Annotated in this window: 15 protein-coding genes; 6 read left to right on the forward strand and 9 right to left on the reverse strand. The window is 64.2% G+C overall.

The annotated features are described in order from the left end of the window. The first annotated feature begins 12 nt into the window (after positions 1-12). Positions 13-1,113 carry a hybrid-cluster NAD(P)-dependent oxidoreductase gene (locus FJ972_RS01660; protein ID WP_140501228.1) on the forward strand — a complete coding sequence of 367 codons (1,101 nt, stop codon included), beginning with the start codon at positions 13-15 and terminating at the stop codon, positions 1,111-1,113. A gap of 92 nt (positions 1,114-1,205) precedes the next feature. On the opposite strand, the gene FJ972_RS01665 is transcribed toward FJ972_RS01660, so the two are convergent. The 6 genes from FJ972_RS01665 to FJ972_RS01690 form a co-directional block, all read right to left on the reverse strand. Next, positions 1,206-1,604, reverse strand: coding sequence for a type II toxin-antitoxin system VapC family toxin (locus FJ972_RS01665; protein WP_140525618.1), 399 nt, complete (start codon positions 1,602-1,604; stop codon positions 1,206-1,208). After that, entirely contained in the window at positions 1,601-1,834 is a 234-nt protein-coding gene (locus FJ972_RS01670; protein WP_140501232.1) for an AbrB/MazE/SpoVT family DNA-binding domain-containing protein, read from the reverse strand. Before FJ972_RS01670 ends, FJ972_RS01665 begins: the two co-directional genes overlap by 4 nt. 142 nt (positions 1,835-1,976) lie before the next feature. After that, positions 1,977-3,521, reverse strand: a complete 1,545-nt coding sequence (locus tag FJ972_RS01675; RefSeq protein WP_140525619.1) for a DegQ family serine endoprotease — start codon at positions 3,519-3,521, stop codon at positions 1,977-1,979. 197 nt (positions 3,522-3,718) lie between these two features. Beyond that, positions 3,719-4,438 (reverse strand): MBL fold metallo-hydrolase, encoded by a 720-nt coding sequence (locus FJ972_RS01680; protein ID WP_140525620.1) that lies wholly within the window; start codon positions 4,436-4,438, stop codon positions 3,719-3,721. Between the two features lie 88 nt (positions 4,439-4,526). Further along, positions 4,527-5,693: a diphosphate--fructose-6-phosphate 1-phosphotransferase gene (locus FJ972_RS01685; protein WP_140525621.1), complete on the reverse strand. Its 1,167-nt coding sequence runs from the start codon at positions 5,691-5,693 to the stop codon at positions 4,527-4,529. Positions 5,694-5,803: 110 nt separating this feature from the next. Further along, positions 5,804-6,571 (reverse strand): L,D-transpeptidase, encoded by a 768-nt coding sequence (locus FJ972_RS01690; RefSeq protein ID WP_140501239.1) that lies wholly within the window; start codon positions 6,569-6,571, stop codon positions 5,804-5,806. Positions 6,572-6,961: 390 nt separating this feature from the next. On the opposite strand from FJ972_RS01690, the gene FJ972_RS01695 reads away from it, so the two are divergent. After that, positions 6,962-7,585 carry a LysE family translocator gene (locus FJ972_RS01695; RefSeq protein WP_140517779.1) on the forward strand — a complete coding sequence of 208 codons (624 nt, stop codon included), beginning with the start codon at positions 6,962-6,964 and terminating at the stop codon, positions 7,583-7,585. A 110-nt stretch (positions 7,586-7,695) separates the two neighbouring features. Here the strand turns inward: FJ972_RS01695 and FJ972_RS01700 are convergent, their stop codons facing one another. Beyond that, positions 7,696-10,398: an autotransporter outer membrane beta-barrel domain-containing protein gene (locus tag FJ972_RS01700; protein ID WP_226880482.1), complete on the reverse strand. Its 2,703-nt coding sequence runs from the start codon at positions 10,396-10,398 to the stop codon at positions 7,696-7,698. A 440-nt stretch (positions 10,399-10,838) separates the two neighbouring features. Between FJ972_RS01700 and xylB the strand changes: the two genes are divergently transcribed. After that, positions 10,839-12,293: a xylulokinase gene (gene xylB / locus FJ972_RS01705; RefSeq protein ID WP_140517792.1), complete on the forward strand. Its 1,455-nt coding sequence runs from the start codon at positions 10,839-10,841 to the stop codon at positions 12,291-12,293. Between the two features lie 197 nt (positions 12,294-12,490). On the opposite strand, the gene FJ972_RS01710 is transcribed toward xylB, so the two are convergent. Beyond that, on the reverse strand, positions 12,491-12,853 hold the full coding sequence (locus FJ972_RS01710) for a nuclear transport factor 2 family protein (RefSeq protein WP_140525794.1): 363 nt from the start codon (positions 12,851-12,853) through the stop codon (positions 12,491-12,493). Positions 12,854-12,963: 110 nt separating this feature from the next. On the opposite strand from FJ972_RS01710, the gene xylA reads away from it, so the two are divergent. Both xylA and FJ972_RS01720 read left to right on the forward strand, forming a co-directional pair. Beyond that, positions 12,964-14,289 carry a xylose isomerase gene (gene xylA / locus FJ972_RS01715; protein ID WP_140525795.1) on the forward strand — a complete coding sequence of 442 codons (1,326 nt, stop codon included), beginning with the start codon at positions 12,964-12,966 and terminating at the stop codon, positions 14,287-14,289. Positions 14,290-14,596: 307 nt separating this feature from the next. Next, positions 14,597-14,806: a hypothetical protein gene (locus tag FJ972_RS01720; protein ID WP_140517775.1), complete on the forward strand. Its 210-nt coding sequence runs from the start codon at positions 14,597-14,599 to the stop codon at positions 14,804-14,806. Between the two features lie 57 nt (positions 14,807-14,863). On the opposite strand, the gene FJ972_RS01725 is transcribed toward FJ972_RS01720, so the two are convergent. Beyond that, a complete protein-coding gene (locus FJ972_RS01725; RefSeq protein WP_140491100.1) occupies positions 14,864-15,844 on the reverse strand; it encodes a GlxA family transcriptional regulator in 981 nt (326 codons plus the stop codon). Positions 15,845-15,923: 79 nt separating this feature from the next. On the opposite strand from FJ972_RS01725, the gene FJ972_RS01730 reads away from it, so the two are divergent. Continuing rightward, entirely contained in the window at positions 15,924-16,841 is a 918-nt protein-coding gene (locus FJ972_RS01730; RefSeq protein WP_140525796.1) for a 3-keto-5-aminohexanoate cleavage protein, read from the forward strand. Positions 16,842-16,844: the final 3 nt, after the last annotated feature.

A 16,844-nucleotide genomic window follows, 5' to 3' on the forward strand; every position in this document is an offset into this window, starting at 1 on the left:
GGGATGAATGCGATGACGGATCTCGGCCTCTATCGCCATCTCGATCAGATGGCGCCCTGGAACGACAGGCTCCAGGTGCTGGAAGTGATCGGCGTGAGCGACGAGGCGCCTGATGTAAAGACCTTCACCTTCCGCTCCGACAACCAGACCTGGTTCCGCTACAAGCCGGGCCAGTTCGTGACGCTGGAACTGCCGACAGCGGATGGGTTGCTGATGCGCACCTACACGCTGTCGTCTTCGCCTTCACGGCCATTCTCGATCGCGGTGACGGTGAAGGCGCAGGCCGGCAGCACCGGCACACGCTGGATGTTCGACCATTTGAGGCCTGGTTCGCACGTCAAGGCGTATGGGCCGGCCGGAGACTTTTCGCTGCACAGCCACCCGGCGGCCAAATATCTGTTCATCTCGGCCGGCTCCGGCGTGACGCCGATGATGTCGATGCTGCGCTGGCTGAACGACTGCGCGCCATGGACCGATGTCGGCTTCGTCAACTGCGCCCGCCGCCCCGAAGAGATCATCTTCCGCAAGGAGCTGGAATTGCTCGGCAGCCGCATGCCCGGCCTGTCGCTCGGTTTCATGATCGAGGAGCGGTCGAGCCGGGAAGGCTGGTTCGGCCATATGGGCCGCATCGACGCCATCCGGCTGCCGCTTTTGGCGCCCGATTTCCGAGAGCGCGAAATCTTCTGCTGCGGCCCCGACCCCTTCATGCGTGCCGTGCGCGGCATGCTCGAAGCCGCCGGCTTCGACATGGCGAGATACCATCAGGAGAGCTTTGCAGCGCCGCTGGTGGAGGAAATCCCGGCGCCGTTCGCCTCGCCGACCGGAGACGGCGCAGCCATTCCTGTCGAAGCCGCGACGCCGATCCGGTTCTCGATTTCGGATGTCGATGCCGCATGCGTCGCCGGCCAGACGGTGCTGCAGACGGCGCGCGCCTCGGGAGTCAGAATCCCCGCCGCGTGCGAATTCGGCCTGTGCGGAACCTGCAAGGTCAAGAAGCTCTCGGGCGAGGTCGAGATGAGCCACAATGGCGGCATCCTCGATCACGAGATCGAGGACGGCTTCATCCTCGCCTGCTGCTCCAAGCCGCTTTCGGCGCTTGACATCGAGGCGTGACCGGCGGCGCTCGGCGGTCTGCAACGCCGCTTAAAGCGCGTCGCATGAGCCCATTCGATGCGACACGCTTTGGAGCGAAATCCGACGGCCATTCAGGGAGTGATCAGCGTCACAGAAGGGAAATAAGTCCGGTAGCGGCCGATATCACGCGTCAGCAGCGGAAGGCGTCCGACGGCTGCGTGGGCGCCGATGAAAAAGTCAGGCAGCACGCCGGTCCTGGATCCTCCCGATCTGCGATATTGTGTAAATGCTTTTCCGGCAAGGAAGAGGGCTGCTCTTGGCATCGGAACCATTTCTAGACCGGCCGCCTCGACAAACGCCTCCAGATCCTCGATGCGTGCGTAGCGGACGGCAAGCTCGGCATAGACCGCATCATTGATCAACAACGGCCCGTCGAGGCTCGCTGCCTCGAGATGGGCAACCGACCAATCCGCCCAGCTCGGATCGTCCGTAACAACGTCGAGCAGAACGTTGGTGTCGACGAGCGTCACCGTTCGGAGCGCGTCAGCGCCATGATCGCGTCGGTCGTGAGCCCCTCGCCGGCATGACCTCGCAACCTGGCGAAGCGGCTCGCCGGCTGCTTTTTGTCAGCACGGGTCAGCACCACGCTGCCATCGGCAGCGCGCCGGAAATCGACCTTGCTTCCCGGGACGATCTCCAGGAGATCGCGAACCGGTTTGGGGATGGTCACTTGTCCCTTCGCTGTAACGGTCGTCGCCATCTCCGTTCCTCGGTAATACCGTGTCTTCCTAAGGTATTACCTTGCGGTTCGAATTTCAAGGCTTGAAGCATCAATCCCTGCCGGGAGGCGGGCTCGTCGACCGACAAGCCCGCCATCCCTGCATTCATGTCAACGCGATGTCTCAGCCATTGGCGAAGGGCACGGCGACATAGATCTGGGCATCGCCTCGTTCCACCAGCAGCAGCACCGATTTGCGGCCTGACTTGCCGGCCTGCGCGATCGCCTGCGTGGCCTGCCTGGCGCTCTTCACCGGCATCTGGTTTACGGCGATAATGATGTCGCCGGGCTGGACGCCGGAAGCCGCCGCCGCCTTGTCGGGATTGACCGCGGCGACCACCGCGCCACGCTGGTTGTCGGGGAGGTTCATCTGCTGGCGAATATCGGGCGTGATGTCCATCAGGCCGAGCCCGATCGCCGGCAGGCGGGCGCCCTGCCCGTTTCCCGGCGCGCCGGAATCACCAGATACCGACGCGGTCTGCGCATCGTCGCCATTGCGGCCGACGTCGACGGAAAGCTGCATGGTTTTGCCATTGCGCCAGACGTCGAGCATTTCCTTCTTGCCGGGCGAGACATCGGCGACGGCACGCGACAGGTCCTTGGGATCCTTTATCTCCTGGCCGGCGAAGCCGGTGATGAGGTCCCCCGTCTGGATGCCGGCCGCGGCCGCCGGCGAGCCCTCGGTGACCGAGGAGACCAATGCGCCGCCGGGGTGATCGAGACCTATGGCACTGGCAACGTCCGGGGTCACCGGCTGGATCTGGACGCCAAGATAGCCGTATTCGATTTCGCCGCCCTTCATCAGCTTGGCGACCACCTTTTGCGCCTGGTCGGACGGAATGGCGAAGCCAACGCCGACGCTGCCGCCATTCGGCGAATAGATCGCGGTGTTGATGCCCACGACGTTGCCGCTCACATCGACCAGCGGACCGCCAGAGTTGCCGTGGTTGATCGGCGCGTCGATCTGGATGAAATCGTCGAACGGCCCGCTGTGGAGGTCGCGGCCGCGCGCCGAGACAATACCTGAGGTGACCGTGGTGCCGATGCCGAACGGATTGCCGAAGGCCAGCACTTGATCGCCCGGCATCAACTTATCGGAATCTCCCCATTTTACCGTCGGCAGGGGCTTGTCGGCCTTGATCTTGATCACCGCAAGGTCGTTCTTGGCGTCGCGGCCGACCAGCTTGGCGGGAAGCTCTGTACCGTCGTCAAGCGTCACCTTGATCGAGCTCGCGCCGTCGATGACATGGTTGTTGGTGACGATGGTGCCGTCGGCGCCGACGATAAAGCCGGATCCGAGCGCTTCGGCGCCCTGCGACTGCTGCGGCGGCGCTTTCGGCCCGGGCATGCCCTGGTCGCCGAAGAACTGGCGGAAATAATCGTCGAAAGGCGAGCCGCCGCCGTCCAGGGGCGAGGCATCGCTCATGGCGTCCGGTTGCCCCTTCATGACGGTCGTAACCGTCACCACGGCCGGCTTGTCGGCTGCCACGATGGGGGCAAAGGAGCCGTTCGGGGCCGCTACGCCGGCTACGGGGGTCTGTGTCGTACCGACGGCGTTGTGGACCTCGTTCGGGCTTTCGGCGAAGGAGGCCACGATGGGAGAGATGATCAGCGCAGCGCCCAGCAGGGCCGCGACGCGATGTCTACGAAGAATGCTTATGGGTGACATGGTCGTTCTGTCCGGGCGAGAGTTGAACCTGGGCCGCGGATGGTTCGGGGGAAAACACCCGTCGGCTGTCGACAGCCGGATTGCCTGTCTCGCCGCGCATGGCAGCCGGCCGGATCGACAAACCAGCATCTAGGGCGCGGATTGGCCCGATTTAGGGTTTTCGGGCGACCTTACGAAGATTTAATTTTAGAGCCGGCTTATGGACCAGCCGCTCGGTTGAGATAGGCCGAGGCGATCTCGCGCATGCGCTCGCCGTCGAAACTCGGGCCGTGACCGCCATGGCCGATGCGGATCGGCAGGTCGAGCAGACGCCGCATGGTGAGGCAATAGGCCGACTTGTCGGAGTCTGGCAGGTCGTCGATCAGCCGGTCGTCATAGATGGCGTCGCCGCTGAAGAACAGGCCGTCTGCTTCGTCGAAAAGCGCGATCGAATCCGGCGAATGCCCGGGCAGATGCAGCACGCGGAAGCGGCGGTCGCCGAGATCGACGACATCACCCTCGTCGAGGGTGCGCGTCAGCGGCGCTGGCGGGATCTTGTAATCCGCAGCCTTCCAGCCCGGCGCCGGCAGTTGCGAGACGGCGCCGTCGAGGTCGTGGAACATGTAGGCGTAGGTCGCCGCCTCATCCATGCTCTCGAACTGCGCGGCGCTCATCCTCGGTCCCGCGCGCAGCGCGAATTCATGCAGCGAGCCGACATGGTCGAGATGGATGTGGGTGACGACGACGATGAGCGGTTTGCCGGCCGGGGTTTCGATCTCCGGCGCCAGCGGGCAGATGCCCATGCCGGTATCGACCAAGAGGTCGGCGTCCCGGCCGGTGAGATGCCAGATGTTGGCGCGCACATAGTCATGCACGAACGGCTCGGTCAGCATGGTCGTCTTGTCGTCGACGATGCTCCTGCTGAACCAGTTCTCCATCAGAAGCGGCCCGGCATCAAGCGTGAGCCCGGCATCAGGTGTGAGCCTCGCATCAGGTGTGAGCCTGAGATCAAGTATGGTCCCGACATCAGACGAAGGGATTTCCGACCTTGTATTTTTCCGGCACCAGCCGCTTCAGATAGGCCATGCCGGCATCGGACAGATGGTTGGCGTCCGGCTTCATGAAGTTCTCAGGCATGTGACGGGTCTTGCCGGCCACGTTCTTTAGCGGCACCTTCTTCAGCACGGTTTTGGTGCCGTCATATTGCAGCGCCACGGAGCCGCCGCCCTGTTCGGCCACGGTGACCGCGAAAGCTCCCGCGTCGAACGCCTCCTGCGCGTCGACGGCGCTGATGGCGCCGACATAGCCGCGCGGCATGTAGCCCAGCGCATCGACGCGGGCACGCTTGCCAGGCAGCCCTTCGGCGAGCGCCCGCTCAAGTGCCGCCGGCAGGTCGCTGCCCGATAGCTTGACGTTGCCATGCTGGTCGCGCTCCAGCTTCTCCGGCGGCACCAGGCTTTCAACCAGCGCCTTGCCGTCGGCGGTGCTCACCCCTTCCGAAACGGCGACGATGCAGCGCTTGTGGCGGTCGAGCGTGGCGCGCACGTCCTCGATGAAGGCTGTGGCCGAGAACGGCCGCTCCGGCACGTAGACGAGATGCGGACCACTGTCGGGATCGAGCTGCCAAGCCGCGGCCGCGGCCGTGAGGAAGCCGGCGTGCCGGCCCATGACGATGCCGACATAGATGCCGGGCAGAGCGCGAAAATCGAGATCGACGGACAGGAAAGCGCCGGCGACGAACTCGGCCGCCGAGATGAAACCCGGCGTGTGGTCGTTCTCCTCGAGATCATTGTCGATGGTCTTGGGCGCATGCACGAACGCGATCTTGCCGCCGGCGGCATCGGTCAGGATCTGCTGCGTGCCCGACGTGTCATTGCCGCCGATATAGATGAAGGCATCCGCGCCGGCCTTCTTCAGGCCGTCGAGGACGACCTCGCAATAGGCTGCATCCGGTTTGTCGCGCGTCGAGCCAAGGGCCGCGCTCGGCGTTCCGGCGATCAGCCGCAGGCGGTCTTCCGGGACGGCGGAGAGGTCGACATAATTGCCGTCGCGGATACCGCGCACGCCGTGGATGGAGCCCAGGACCTTGGCGCCGGGATGCCGCTTGCGGATCTCCAGCGTCGCCCCGACCACGGTCTGGTTGATGACGGCCGTCGGGCCGCCGCCCTGCGCGATGACGAAAGTTCCGGCCATTGGTGAAATTCTCCCGGGCGATTGAATTTCAGGCACCTTCGCCTGTCTTTGGCCATCGCGCAACGGCAGAAACGACCGGCCGCGCCAGGGGCCGCGAGGTGAGGCTTGAGCTAGACGACGACGACCGGGTTCTTCTTGGAAACGCGGCTGTAGAGGTCGATGATGTCCTGGTTGATCAGGCGCACACAGCCCGACGACATGGCCTGGCCGATGCTCCACCATTCGGGCGAGCCATGGATGCGGTAGCCGGTGTCCTTGCCGTCCTGATAGATGTAGAGAGCACGCGCGCCGAGCGGGTTGGTGAGGCCGCCGGGCTGGCCGCCCTGCCATTTTACCAATTCCGGCTTGCGGGCGATCATTTCCGGCGGCGGGGTCCAGGTCGGCCATTCCCGTCCGTACTGGATGTTGGCGCGGCCGGACCAGCGGAAGCCGTCCTTGCCGATGCCGACCCCGTAGCGGATGGCGTCGCCCCCCGGCTGGACGAGGTAGAGCATGCGCTCATTGAGATGAACGACGATGGTGCCGGGCGCTTCGCCCGTCTGGTCGACGACGATCTGGCGGCGGAATTCCGGCTTGATCTTGAGGTAGGGCACCTCGGGCACGTTGAAGCCGCCGTCGCTCAGGGACGCGTACATCAGGTCGGGGCTGGTGATGTTCTTGTCGACGCTGATGCTCGGCCGGATCGGCCGCACAGAGCCGGTGACCGTGTCGTCGAGCTCAAGCGCCGGCAGGCCGCCGCCCGAAGTCGAGCAGCCGGCGGCGCCAAGCAAGGCCAACGCCCCTGCCCCGGATAAAACGGCGCGGCGGGAGACAAGACTATCGGTTTCGATTGCGTCGCCGTTTCGCGGCGGCCTCAGACCTTGCGGCAACTCACGCATGTACCCAAACCCTACGCTGTCGGCGGGAAGCACGGTCCGGCCGGATGACGAGCATTTTCATCATTCATGGTTGATAAAGCGTGAAGGCCTTGCGCTGCCTGCATTTGCGAACAGGCTGGGCGCCATTGCGCCCTCTCCGGTATCGCCAACCAGCGTGCCCTGCACGAAATCACCTCGGGCGGGTCATGATCCCGGCGCCAGCGTGTCAAAAGCGGGGGACCTCCATGTGCAAGACCTGAAAGATCAATTTCAAGCTTCTCGCCGAGATCGTGAACCTGTCGGGCGGCTCGACTGACGCCGAACTGCCGTTGGCGGGGGTAGAAACAAACCGCTTTACATTCTCCTGGACCGAAGGATTTATCCTCTTCTTTGAGCTCAAAGGAGACGAGCATGTCCTTCGAAAACTGGGCCGCCTTCGCTGCCGCGTCGACCATCCTCCTAGTCATTCCGGGACCGACCATCCTTCTGGTCGTGTCCTATGCCCTCGGCCAGGGATGGCGCACCGCACTGCCGATGGCCGTCGGCGTGGCGCTGGGCGACTTCACGGCGATGACCTTGTCCATGCTGGGCATCGGCGCCCTGCTGGCAGCTTCGGCCACCGTCTTCACGATCCTGAAGCTGATCGGCGCTGCCTATCTGGTCTATCTCGGCGTAAAACTGTTCCGGGCCGGCGGCGCGCTCAAGGCCGAGCCGCGCACCGATGCCGTGTCCTCCGCCAGGATGATGGGGCATGCCTGGCTGGTCACCGCGCTCAACCCGAAAAGCATCACCTTCTTCGTCGCCTTCCTGCCGCAGTTCCTCGACCGGCACGCCGATTTCTGGACGCAGATGCTGATCTTCGAGACGACCTTCCTGGCGCTCGCCTTCGCCAATGCCTTCGGCTACGCGCTGATCGCGTCGCGAGCGCGCAACCTTGTGCGCAACCCTAGGGCGATCCGCGTCTTCAACCGCACCGGCGGCACGCTGCTGGTTGGCGCCGGCATCGCCACAGTGGCGATGCGTTCAGGGAATTGAACAAGGGGGATTCGCTCAACGCACAGCGTTAGCGCTGCCCCTCACCTGCCTGCCGGCGGATGAGGGGCGGCGTCGACTTTACGCACGAAAACAGCGCCAGCTTCGCCGTCTCACCACTTGATGCTGACGCCGAGATTGCCCTCAAGGATGCGCCGCTTGTCACCGCCGAGATTGGTGGTGTAGTCGCCGGTGGCGAAGAGGCTGACCTTGTCCGTCACCTTGGCGGTCACGCCGCCGCCGAATTCGAACGAGGTCGAGCGGCTTTCGGTCGAGATGTCGGTGGTGTCGAAGTTGACGTGATCCGTGCCACCGGAACCGTGCCAGAGATTGGCCTTGAGGTAAGGTTGCAGCACGGTGCCGTTCAATGTCGTCTCGCCCTGCAGGCGCAGGCCGAGGCGTCCGGTGACGTTGTCGTCGAGATCGAAGGAAACCGACGCGAAGCGATCCTCGGCATCGTCGAGCGATAGATGCTGCCAAATCAGTTGCGCCTGCGGTTCGAGCGTCCAGCCTTGCGCCAGCGCGATCGGGTAGCCCCCTTCCAGCGAAGCGGTGACGCCGGTTCCCTTGACATCGATGCCGATGTCGCGGGTCGAGGTCGCATCGCCGCTGAAAAAAGTGGCCATGACGACCCCGTCCAGGTACCAGCCCCCGGGACCGATACGGGTCCAGTAGCCGCCGACGCTGGTGCCGCCGAGATCGATGTCGCCGACGCCCAGATCGTTCTGCCCCAGCGCCTGGCCGCGCACATCGCCGTTCATGGTGGCATAGGCGATGAACAGGCCGGCACGATCGACGCCACCTGAAGCGGTTTCCTGGCCAAACACGTCGAAGCCGCCCTGGAACCCGAACAAGGTGCCGTCGAACGACGGCGAAACCGTTCCCGACCAGCCCATCTTCGCGTCCTGGCCGAAGATACGGCCCCAGACCGGAGAGAGTTCGGTGTTTGACAACAGGCTCTGTTCGCCTCGCCGTTCATGGAAAGTACCAAGTGTCGTCATCGCCAGATGCTCGGCCACCGGCGGAACCGCCGAATAGACCGGGACCTCGACACGGTAGAGCAGGATCTCCTCCCCTGCCGCGGGCGTCGGAAGATCGGGCACCGCAGTCGGGACGGGCGGGGGCGGCGGTGGCGGATCAGCCGCCGGTGCCGCCGGCGGGGGTGGCGGGGGCTGGAGCTCCGGATCGCCGGCCTGCACCGGCGGCGTCGGATCGACCGGCGGATTGTTGACGTCGCCTTCGGACGGCACGGGCACGTGCGGCAGTTGGGAAGGCGGCGGCGGCGGCTCGGTTGCCGGAGGTTCGGGCTCGGGCGCCGCCGTCGGTCCGATCCCCGGCGGCGCCGCGGCCGGCGATGTCGGCGTTATCAACGACGAGCGCAGATACCAGTTCTCGGCGCGGCCTGCGGTGACGCCACCCTTGAACAGATAATATTCGAAGGCGCCCGCCGCGACCGGCGCGTCGAGCGCGAAGGCGCTGGCGCTGGAGGTGGCGCCATTGACCGCCTGGACGACCATGATGCCGTCCTGCGTCGTCTCGGCACCCGTGCCGCCGACATTGACCACCCCGATGCCGGTCGAGCCGGAAGCCGTGCCGCCCGACAGCACCAGCCTGTCCGAGGCCGAGGAATCATCGCCGAGTTCTGTCTGGATGAGCAGCAGGCCGCCAAGCCCGGTGTAATTGCCCGAAATCGTCAGCCGATCCGTCGCGCCTGTACTGCCATTGGTCAGGTCGATGCGGCCGGCATTGACGACGTCCGCAAGCTGGCCCGCCGTAAAGGCCTGTATCGACGCGTTGAAGCCGCCGCCATAGAGCGTGCTTGCGGCATCGACGCTGAGCGAGCCTGTGCCGGTGCCGCTGTCTCCCAGCACCAGATTGCCGTCCAGCGTGAGTTCGGTGTCATTGGTGGCGTCGATGCTCTCCCAGTTCTGCACCCGGCTGATGCCTTTGAGCTTGACGTTGTCGAAACTCAGCGTGTCGGTGCCGAGGCCACCATTCAGCGCGTCGGCGCCGCCCATATTGGAATTGGTCAGGTTGCTCAGCTTTGCCGTGTCGTTGTCGGCGCCGAGGTCGACGGCGCCATAGATGATGCCGCCGCCGTCCCAGACGAAACTGTCGGCGCCGAAGCTCATCAGCACGTCGCCGCCGACCGTGCCGCCGGTAATCGTCACGCTGTCATTGCCGCCGCTGACACTGATGTTGCCGCCGATCGTGCCGCCCGAAAGGATGATCGTGTCCTTGTCGAAGCCGGTGACCAGGTTGCGGTCGATGGCGCCGCCGGACATGTTGAAGTAGTTCTGGTCGAGCTTCATGTTGACGCGGCCGATGCGGCCGCCCGTCATCACCGCATGGTCGCCGTCGTCGAAGAAATCGACGATGCGTCCGTCCGTCATGGTGAAGGTGTCGAGGCCATCACCCTGGTTAAGTGAACCGATCTGGCCGCCGCTTATGTTGAAGTCGTCTATGCCCGAGCCTTGCTGCACATTGCCGATGACGGTGCCAGCGCCGATGGTGAAGAAATCGGCGCCACCGCCCTGGTCGACCGTGCCGGTGATGGTACCGGATTGCATGTTGATGCGGTCCGAACCAACGCCGAAGGTGACATTGCCGCTCACCTGGCCGGTGCCGCCGGCGGGAAAGGTGAGCGTGTTGTCGCCGTTCAGATCGTTGAGGCTCCCGCCCGAATCGCCGCTGTCGCAGATGAAGGTGTCGTTTCCGGCGGTCGGAACGAGCAGGCATGCGGCGAAGGCGGCGGAATTGGGCAGCAACGCCAGTGACGTCGCGGCAAAAACGCCAAGCATTCGAGGAAGAAACATCACCGGCATATGCCGTTTCAGAACAACTAATTTAGCGATGTCTTCCGAATCGCCATTCGGAAGCCTGTTTTCAAAGCGCCGCACCGCGTCCCTCCAAGATTCGCGATTGCAAGCCCCCACCCTACGCCGCAATGAAGACACAATTCGTTCCGTTTTACAAAGCCTAATCTGCCCGTCATGGTTGATGAACTGGAAAACGGGCCGGACAGAGCTGTGCTTTGATTGAGCCAGAATTGGTGCTTGGCGTGCGTCTCGCCAACCCTCCAAAGCGTGTTGGTGGCGGCGCGTACGCTGGCGCGGCCTCACAGCCCGCCGTCGGCGTTGTTTTCGTGATGCGCGGCCGATTGTCAGAGAATTGACCCGCGGCGGATCTTGGCTTAAAAACTGCCTCGGCCATATTTTTTCGAGATCCGAAAAAAATAATGGCAAGGGAGGAAAACATGTATCTCGGCCTCGACCTTGGCACGTCGGGCGTCAAGGCGCTGCTGATCGATGCCGAACAGACCGTCATCGGTTCCGGCCATGGCGCGCTCGACGTTTCGCGGCCGCATCCCGGCTGGTCCGAACAGGATCCAGCCCACTGGCTACGCGCCTGCGAAGACGCGATTGCCGAACTGAAGGCCTCCCATCCCTGGCAGTTCGCGGCGGTGAAAGGCATTGGCCTATCCGGTCAGATGCATGGCGCCACCTTGCTCGATGCCTCTGACAAGGTGCTGCGCCCCTGCATTCTGTGGAACGATACGCGCAGCCATGCCGAGGCAGCCGCGCTCGACGCCGATCCGCGGTTTCGCGAGCTGACCGGCAACATCGTCTTTCCCGGTTTCACCGCGCCGAAGCTCGCCTGGGTGAAGAACAACGAACCCGCCATTTTCGCCAAAGTGGCCAAGGTGCTGCTGCCCAAGGATTTCCTGCGGCTGTGGCTGACCGGCGAACATATTTCGGAAATGTCGGACTCGGCTGGCACTTCCTGGCTCGACGTTGGGAAGCGGCGCTGGTCCGCCGACCTGCTCGCGGCCACGTCGCTCGACGAAAAGCACATGCCATCCCTGGTCGAGGGTACGCAGAAGGCCGGTGGGCTGCGCGGCGAGCTGGCGTCGAAATGGGGCGTCGAAGCCGGCATCCCGATTGCCGGCGGCGCCGGCGACAATGCGGCTTCCGCCTGCGGCATGGGCACGGTCCGTGCCGGCCATGCGTTCGTGTCTCTGGGCACGTCAGGCGTGCTGTTTGCCGCCAATGCCTCCTATCTGCCCAACCCGGCAAGCGCGGTCCACACTTTCTGCCATGCGCTGCCTGACACCTGGCATCAGATGGGCGTCATCCTGTCGGCCACCGATTCGCTCAATTGGCTGTCCGAGATTACCGGCAAGGGCGCAGGCGAGTTGACATCGGAACTGGGCGATACACTGAAGGCGCCGACCGGCGTGTCCTTCCTGCCCTATCTCTCGGGCGAGCGCACGCCACACAATGATTCCGTCATTCGCGGCTCCTTTACCGGACTGGCGCATGAATCGAGCCGCGCCGTCCTGACCCAGGCCGTGCTGGAAGGCGTGGCCTTCGCCTTTCGCGACAGCCTCGAGGCGTTGAAGACTGCGGGCACGAGCTTGATGCGTGTGACGGCGATCGGCGGCGGCTCGCGCTCGCGCTACTGGCTGAAGGCCATCGCCACCGCGCTTCAGCTGCCTGTCGACATTCCCGCCGACGGCGATTTCGGCGCCGCCTTCGGCGCGGCCCGGCTCGGCCTGATCGCAGCGACGGACACTGATCCGCTCGATGTCTGCACGGCGCCGAGGACCGATGCAACGATCGAACCGGATGCCGGCTTGGATGGTGCATTTGCCGATGCCTACCAGCGCTACCGCGGGCTTTATCCGGCGATCAGGGCGGCAACGGCGTGAGCAGGTGCCACGCGCCCCCCTCTGCCCTGCCGGGCATCTCCCCCTCTAGGGGGAAGATCGGCAGCTTTGGCGGCTACGCTAGCCTTGCAAGGCCGGAGGTTGGCGAAGGTATAAAAATCAGCCAATCTCCCCCCTTGAGGGGGAGATTGCCGGCAGGCCAGAGGGGGGCGCCTGGCGCCTACCTTAGCCGTGAAGCCTCACTGCGCCGGCACCTTGTCGAGGAAGCCGGTAATGCTCTTCAGGCGGCCGTTCTCGATGACGCCGATATCGGTGCCTTCGATGATGGACGGTGTGCCCTCCGGGCCGAGGTTCCAGGAAAAGCGGATTTTGTCGGCAAACCCGTCCGGTGTGCCTTTCAGCGAGAAGCGGAAGCCGGCAAAGCGCTGCTGCACGCCGTCGATCAGCGCCGCGACGCCTTCATGGCCGTCGCCCTGCATGATGGGATCGCGATAGCTGACGTCTTCGGTGAAAGTCGCCTTGAGCAGCGCCTGACGGCGCGCGGCGTCGCTCTCGTTCCAGGCGGTGATGTAGCTTTCGGCGATCTTGTTGAGATCGGTCATGATCTGTCTCCTTCGTTGGCTTTGACATGACCCTTTTCACCCAACGGACGAACGGAACCAATTACGCCTGAGGTAATCAGGCGGAGCCATTTCGGAGAGGAAGGAAATCCATGAGCAGCGGCTTTTTCGGCGACATCCAGAAGATCAAATATGAGGGGCCGGATTCGGCTAATCCGCTGGCTTACCGGTTCTACAACCCGGACGAGCTGGTGGCCGGCAAGCGGCTGGAAGACCATCTGCGCTTCGCCGTCGCCTACTGGCATTCCTTCGCCTGGCCGGGCGGCGATCCGTTCGGCGGCCAGACCTTCGATCGGCCGTGGTTCCCCAAGGCCGGCGGCATCGACACGATGGAACTGGCAAAACTGAAAGCAGACGTCGCCTTCGAGATGTTCTCGCTGCTCGGCGCGCCCTATTTCTGCTTCCACGATGCCGACGTGCGGCCCGAGGGCAAGGATTTTTCGGAAAGTTCCGCGCGCCTCGACGAGATCGCGGACTATTTCGCCACCAAGATGAAGCAGACTGGCGTCAAGCTCTTGTGGGGCACGGCGAACCTGTTCTCGCACCGCCGCTTCATGTCGGGCGCCGCGACAAACCCCGATCCGGATGTGTTTGCCTATGCGGCGGCGACGGTGAAGAGCTGCATCGACGTCACCAAGCGGCTGAAGGGTGAGAACTATGTGCTTTGGGGCGGACGTGAGGGCTATGAGACGCTGCTCAACACCGACCTTGCCCGCGAGCAGGAGCAGGCCGGCCGTTTCCTCAACCTCGTCGTCGACTACAAGCACAAAATCGGCTTCAAAGGCACGATCCTGATCGAGCCGAAGCCGCAGGAACCCACAAAACACCAGTACGACTACGATGTCGCGACCGTCTATGGCTTCCTCAAGCGCTTCGGCCTGGAGAAGGAGGTCAAGCTCAACATCGAGCAGGGCCACGCCATCCTCGCCGGCCATTCCTTCGAGCACGAGCTGGCGTTGGCCAATGCGCTCGGCATCTTCGGCTCGATCGACATGAACCGCAACGACTACCAGTCGGGCTGGGACACCGACCAGTTCCCCAACAATGTGCCGGAGATGGCCCTGGCCTATTACCAGATCCTGCAGGCGGGCGGCTTCAAGACCGGCGGCACCAATTTCGACGCCAAGCTGCGCCGCCAGTCGCTCGATCCGCAGGACCTGCTGATCGGCCATATCGGCGGCATGGATGCCTGCGCGCGCGGCCTGAAGGCAGCCGCCAAGATGGTCGAAGACAAGGCGCTGTCGGCTCCACTCGCCGAGCGCTACGCAGGCTGGAACAGCGGCGAGGCCAAGGCGATGCTTGCCGGCAAGCGCACGCTGGAGGACATCGCCGAGCGCGTGGTGAAGAAGAAGATCGAACCGCAGCCGCGCTCCGGCCGTCAGGAACTGCTGGAAAACATCGTCAACCGCTACGTGTAAGGGATGAAAGGCGGGCGGCGGCTCGTTCAGCCGCCGCTCCGCTTACCCACGCCGCTTCGCGGGGAGAAGTTCCCGGCGTCGCGCTTATTTGCCTGCCGCCCTGTTCGCCATTGAACGGAAAAGGTGCCGGCGGGCGGACGAGGGTGGCGCCGAGACCGGGTGAAGGGCTTTGCGCCAGTGCGGAATCGACGACAAGGTTTTGCCCACTGACGCCCCTCAATCGCCTCTCTCTTGCCTTCAAACTGCCGTCACGAATCTCCTATAAGAAGGTGCTCGTGGCGGGAGAGGAAGAAGGAGGCGAACCGATATGCAGAACGAACGTGAAATCGACGCCCTGCTCTCAAATGGCGAGGCCGGGTCGATTATCGACCGGCTGATGGCAATGCCGCATCCGAAGGATGGTGCGCGCCGCTCCAACGAATGGGACCGCGCCGTTGCCAGCCGTTTCGAGACCCATCTGGCAAGACAGATGCGCTCGCAGATCGATAGTGGCGGCGACCGGCAGAAAGCTGCCTGATCAACCGCCTCCCACCCTCGGGTCAAGCCCGTGGGCATGCTTTGGACGACATGTACATCAACCCCGGCGTAGCCTGACCGGGGCTTCACCGAAAGCTCTTGAAAACGCCCTCGAAAATGCCGCGGCGGATGAAAATCCGGTCCGCCCGGCAATGTCGGCCATGGCCACTCTGGTGTCGATCACCAGCCGCCGCGCAGCGCCCAGGCGCAGCCTGAGATAGTAGGCGCCGGGCGTCTCGCCGATCGACTTGCGGAAGATGCTCTCCAGTGTCCGTGCCGTAACCCCGGCGCGCTTTGCCACGGCGGCGACCGTCAACGGCTGGTCCACATGCGCTTCCATCAGCCGGATGGCTTGCGCCAGGCGCGGATCATAGCCGTCTAGCCGGCCAAGCGAGACCAGGGGCTGAGCGTCGGTGGCCGCACGGGCCTGATCGTAGATGAAGACGCTGGCCACATCGAGCGCCACGGCCATGCCGAGGCGGGTGCGAACGAGGTGCAGCATCAGGTCGAAGGTGGGCGAGGCGCCACCGGAGGTGAAGACCGGCCCGTCGATGACGTAACGGTCCGGGCGGACGTCGACGCCCGGAAAGGCCGACGAGAAATCCTCCATGTCTTCCCAGTGGGTGGTGGCGCTGCGGCCTTCGAGCAAGCCGGCCCGCGCGACCAGCCATGTACCGGCCTCGACGCCGCCGCAGGCGCGCGCCGAACGGGCGGCGCGGCGCAGGCCCGAGAGCAGAGCCGACGTCGCATAATTCTGCGTGCCGAAACCGGCGACGACGACAAGAACGTCGGTCGGTTCGGCCGCGTCGAAGCGGCCGCTGACCGCCACTGGCAGGCCGCAAGTGGTGACCGGCGCCTCGCCGGTTACGGAAACCAGCTTGAAATCGAACAATGTCTCGCCGGAGATGCGGTTGGCGGCGCGCAGCGGGTCGACCGCCGAGGCCACGCACATGATGGACGAGCCGGAAAACACCAGCATCGTCACCTTGAGCGGCAGACGCTCGGCGCGAAAGATCGTCAGTTTTTCGCCTTTAGTCATGGAAGCTTCGTAAAACGCAAAGCAGTTTTCGGCAAGCCGGGCGATGCTTGGCGCCTGTTTCGACTGGGAGGAGAGTTCCATGCCGCTTGCGATGAACCGTGAGGTTTTCATTACCTGTGCCGTGACCGGGTCCGGCGGCACGCAGGACCGCAGCCCGCATGTGCCGCGCTCGCCCAAAGAGATCGCCGATTCGGCCATCGACGCGGCCAAGGCGGGGGCGGCGATCGTGCATTGCCATGTGCGCGATCCCGAGACCGGCAAGCCCAGGCGCGACGTTCATCTCTACCGCGAGGTGACCGAGCGCATCCGCGAGGCAGACGTCGACGTGGTGCTGAACCTTACCGCCGGCATGGGTGGAGACATGGTGTTCGGCTCGCCCGAAGCGCCGCTGCCGCTGAATGAAAAGGGCACCGACATGGGCGGCGCCACCAACCGCATGGAGCATGTGCGCCAGTGCCTGCCGGAGATCTGCACGTTGGACTGCGGCACCATGAACTTCGCCGAGGCCGACTATGTCATGACCAACACACCCGGCATGCTGCGCGCCATGGGCGGCATGATGACCGCGCTCGGCGTCAAGCCGGAGATCGAGGCCTTCGACACAGGCCATCTGTGGTTCGCCAAGCAGTTGGTCGAGGAACAGGTTCTGAAGCCGGATGCGCTTGTGCAGCTTTGCATGGGCGTGCCATGGGGGGCGCCTGACGACCTCAACACCTTCATGGCCATGGTCAACAACGTGCCGTCGACCTGGAGCTGGTCGGCCTTTTCGATCGGCCGCAACCAGATGGCCTATGCCGCCGCCGCAGTGCTGGCCGGCGGCAATGTCCGCGTCGGTCTCGAAGACAATCTCTGGCTCGACAAGGGCGTGCTTGCCACCAACGCGCAGCTGGTCGAACGTGCCGCCAGCATCGTCACCAATCTCGGCGCCAGGATTCTGGGGCCGGAGGAAGTGCGCAGGAAGCTCAACCTCACCAAGCGGGCGCCACTAGCGGCATAAATT

The organism is Mesorhizobium sp. B2-1-1 (assembly GCF_006442975.2).
GTDB lineage: Bacteria > Pseudomonadota > Alphaproteobacteria > Rhizobiales > Rhizobiaceae > Mesorhizobium.